General features: G+C 40.6%; 7 protein-coding genes. All 7 read right to left on the bottom strand.

Going from position 1 to position 3473, the window contains the following annotated elements; genetic code table 11:
* Positions 1–111: 111 nt before the first annotated feature.
* Positions 112–306, bottom strand: coding sequence for a hypothetical protein (locus ACFFIT_RS06635; RefSeq protein WP_385876867.1), 195 nt, complete (start codon positions 304–306; stop codon positions 112–114).
* Positions 307–333: 27 nt separating this feature from the next.
* Positions 334–603, bottom strand: coding sequence for a DUF2169 domain-containing protein (locus tag ACFFIT_RS06630; protein ID WP_385876866.1), 270 nt, complete (start codon positions 601–603; stop codon positions 334–336).
* Positions 604–705: 102 nt separating this feature from the next.
* Entirely contained in the window at positions 706–975 is a 270-nt protein-coding gene (locus ACFFIT_RS06625; RefSeq protein WP_385876865.1) for a PAAR domain-containing protein, read from the bottom strand.
* 276 nt (positions 976–1251) lie between these two features.
* Positions 1252–2397, bottom strand: a complete 1146-nt coding sequence (locus ACFFIT_RS06620) for a type VI immunity family protein (RefSeq protein WP_385876864.1) — start codon at positions 2395–2397, stop codon at positions 1252–1254.
* Positions 2398–2424: 27 nt separating this feature from the next.
* Positions 2425–2850, bottom strand: a complete 426-nt coding sequence (locus ACFFIT_RS06615; RefSeq protein ID WP_385876863.1) for a hypothetical protein — start codon at positions 2848–2850, stop codon at positions 2425–2427.
* On the bottom strand, positions 2811–3188 hold the full coding sequence (locus ACFFIT_RS06610) for a hypothetical protein (protein ID WP_385876861.1): 378 nt from the start codon (positions 3186–3188) through the stop codon (positions 2811–2813). The genes ACFFIT_RS06615 and ACFFIT_RS06610 overlap by 40 nt, the downstream gene beginning before the upstream one ends.
* 27 nt (positions 3189–3215) lie before the next feature.
* On the bottom strand, positions 3216–3473 hold a 258-nt coding region (locus tag ACFFIT_RS06605), incomplete at its 5' end, for a VRR-NUC domain-containing protein (protein WP_385876860.1).

The raw sequence follows: 3473 nt of genomic DNA, 5'->3' as shown, positions 1-3473 counted from the left end.
AAATCTCCTATTATTTAATGATAGTGTACTATAAAATTATTAACAACTATCCTAATTGATAGGGATGATTCCGAGGAATAGCACACAGTGCAATAGGATCAACTGAATCTTCTAAATTTTCCATAGACGAGAGATGGGGGTATAGTTGAGGTAAAGAAAACTCGACGCGATTAGGCTGATCCAGATTGACATAGCCCATCCTAATCGGGTTAGGCAAAAAGTATCTTCTGTTGATGGGTTATCAGTGATTTTTTTGCCACCATACGCATATTCATACGTTAAGGGTACTTGCGCTATTTTTGGCACTTCAATGACTTTATACTTTTCTTTATTCTACACTCTAGGCAATTTGATATCAATGATTTTATTCATGTCTCCGACTTTGGCACGAACAGTGAAATTTGATTTTTCCGATACTGTAGGATATCCATGTGCTTTGAATACGACATCGCACATCGGTTTGTTCATGACATAATCTGACTCGCAATATACCGAAGAATAACCTGCTTCACCACTAAAAATATCTGAGCTTTCAATTTTAGGTACGGGCACAATAGGACGAAAAAAAGCCCCATTAGTTGGGATTTGATACATCGCTTTCAAAAAGCTATAACATCTTTGAAAGCATAGAAATGTTTTTATCGGTAACCTGCTGATTTTAATTATTAAATTCAATGCACCATGCAGACCTCATGGTATTTCGAATCATTCCACTGCGATAAGCTTACACCCATTTGGACAACCACAAACTACTTTATGGTCCTCTAAAGCGACTTCAATTCCCTCGATGTTCATTAAGCTACTCCCTTCACTGATCTGCCCTGTTATTTTACAAACTGGGCAAAAAAACCTGTCTCCTTTACGCGCAATTTTTTGCACGTGATTTGCTAATGATGAGCCATCAAGCACTTTACCTCCTGTGTTCGTTGTGTCACCAACTAATATGATTTTTTTACCTTCAACGATTGTTCTCATAAACTCCTGACCTTAATTTGAAAAAAAATAACAATGAAAGGACTCTAATCAACTAAACGGTAGAAACCTTCAGCGTACTGAGCAATACTCCAAAATAATATATTAACTATCATTTAAACAAGAATGATCTTATCCAGATTTAAGTTTAATAAAAGGTTAGAGTAACACACGGTTTTCCTTATCCAACTGGCTAACGTCAGCACCAGATTTCAACAATGCCATTTACATCAAAGCGATCACATAAATTCTAGTTAGTGACCATAAATTTTAAAAATTTTAGAAATAAGGCTCCTCTTCGGGAATTTCTAACACTAGTTCCCACATAATCACTTGACCATCTCGCGATGTGGGCGCGATATCACCTTGGTTTAATCTCAACGTGCTATTGGGTTGACTGGCAGTTTTCCATTCACCACCGACTAATGCAGGGAACCCTGATTGAAGAGGGGTCCTGATAAGTGGAGCATTATCATAGCGGGCATACCACTCATATGTTGTTTCTTCTGTAAAATGATTTGCACCATAAAAATGCAACGAATGCCCTTCGTGATATTTGACTCGAATGGGTCTAACAAGCTGGTTAACCATTTGGTAGGCCGGTGACAATCCCTCACTTTTTGGGGTGAGATCGGGATGCCGACCCGCACGGATGATGAGCCCATCACGAAAATTTACCACTTCAATCTCATGGTTTTTAGAAAACGCGTGTTTGATCCACTCCCTCCCTCCCAAACGCCTAACCAATTTTTGACTTAGGAGGGTGTACCAATTGGCTCCTCGAATAGCATGGAAATATTGATTTTTCGCAGTATGCGAGGTGGAAATTACCAACATAGAGGGGTAACGCTGGGCAAGTTGGTATTCTAACGGAAAATAATCATAGTAATCACGTGGTAACACTAAACAATACCCAGCATCACCACTATACGGTTCAACCTGCTCACAGAGGAACATTAGCCAAGATTCAAAACGAGCCATCCCTGCTTCATCATAAATATAATCCCACGGAAGAACTAGGCAGATATACGATAATGCCTCTTTTCCGCCAGCTTCTACACTGTTAAGAAAACGGAGGATAAAATTTGGTGCGTCATTCGCCCCTTTCGCATCGCTGACATACCACTCAGAACGTCCATACAACCCTTGTTGGCGTATTTTTGCTTCAACTTTTACAATATTTTCAGGCGTATATTTTGCCATCCCCTTAAAATCATGTGTCTGATAACGCAGCTGCTCGCCAAATTCCTCACGAAAACGCTGAAAACAGGCCAAAATTCCTTCACGTTTTTCTACCGTGTAACCCTCTTTAAAAAACAATGTGATAGAGAGCCCTAAACGGCTCACCACCACACCCTCACTGGTCGTCTGAGTAAATTCAGCTGCGCGGTGCTTAAGGTGTTCCATATCGTTTATACTTATCATTTAATCAATCTCCAAATTATTTTCACTTCATGCTTCAAGCGTTGCAAGAAGGGCTGCACCTGCTGCAACACTACCTCCTCCAGTTGGGGCTGCGAGTAAAACCACTGCAGCAATCACGACAGCAGTAACAAAGATAACAATAATCTCTTCCTGATACAAGATAACAAGTTGATACACATCATTGCCTAAATCACTTGCGATTTGTAACCACTCGATATTGGCTAATACCTCAAGCGTGAGATCGGTGTTTTCTTTTACAATCGCCCAAGCTGCCTGTAATTCTGACAAGGTCCATTCTTGTAAACTCTGATGATTATCACTTAGCGACGATAATGTACTCGACACGACATCAACAAACATTAGCACGTAATTCACTCCCTGAATGATGTTATCTACTGTTTCCTTGTTATCATCTAATGCCTTAATAACCCACTGGCCTTTTGCTTTACCCATTCCCCAAATTGATAAAATTTTTCGCGTGTTTCTTGATTAACATAATCCCAGCCCCTTTGTGATAAACTTGGCACATCTGCAATAAAAGAAGAGAGTGAATTATCATATACTTCAGACATTTCAAACAGCCAATCTTGTAAGGTGGGCTGATAAGACCATGGCTGATTTGCCAACAAAGGTGCATTCTCCATTAAAGGATGCGGGATAATACCCGGCTCACCCTCTTCTGGCATAGGAGGCGGTAACTCTGGTAACGGGATCGGCTCAGGGGCTGAGCCATCGCCTCCATTTTGGGGCCTAGGTGGGAATAAAAATATCCCGGCAGTGGGCTGATACAATGCGTTATGAGCTTCATCATACTCCTTTTATTTATCAGAGCGGTTATCCTCCACGCGTAATACCCCAAATCGCTTATCAGTTGCAATCAGGGTGTAATCTTCTTCTTGACCATCAGATAACTTATCGCCGGGGAACTTCACTTCAATAAGCATTTTGAGATTATCGCCATGGTCCACATCGTTATAGTCCATCCCCGCTCGGCCGGGCCATCTAAGAGACAGGGGGAGATCAAACCTTAACCAATTGATCAAAAAATAAATAATATCAATTGACATTAAGATGTT

The sequence above is a fragment of the Thorsellia kenyensis genome (assembly GCF_042432445.1).
GTDB classification, from domain to species: Bacteria; Pseudomonadota; Gammaproteobacteria; order Enterobacterales; family Thorselliaceae; genus Thorsellia; species Thorsellia kenyensis.
The sequence above is the reverse complement of the archived record's forward strand: the minus strand, read 5'-3'. Positions and strand labels throughout refer to the sequence as shown.

Coding starts and splice junctions, on each gene's coding strand:
- ACFFIT_RS06625 (WP_385876865.1), bottom strand. CDS start 975: ATGAGAACAATCGTTGAAGGTAAAAAAATCATATTAGTTGGTGACACA.
- ACFFIT_RS06620 (WP_385876864.1), bottom strand. CDS start 2,397: ATGATAAGTATAAACGATATGGAACACCTTAAGCACCGCGCAGCTGAA.
- ACFFIT_RS06615 (WP_385876863.1), bottom strand. CDS start 2,850: ATGGGTAAAGCAAAAGGCCAGTGGGTTATTAAGGCATTAGATGATAAC.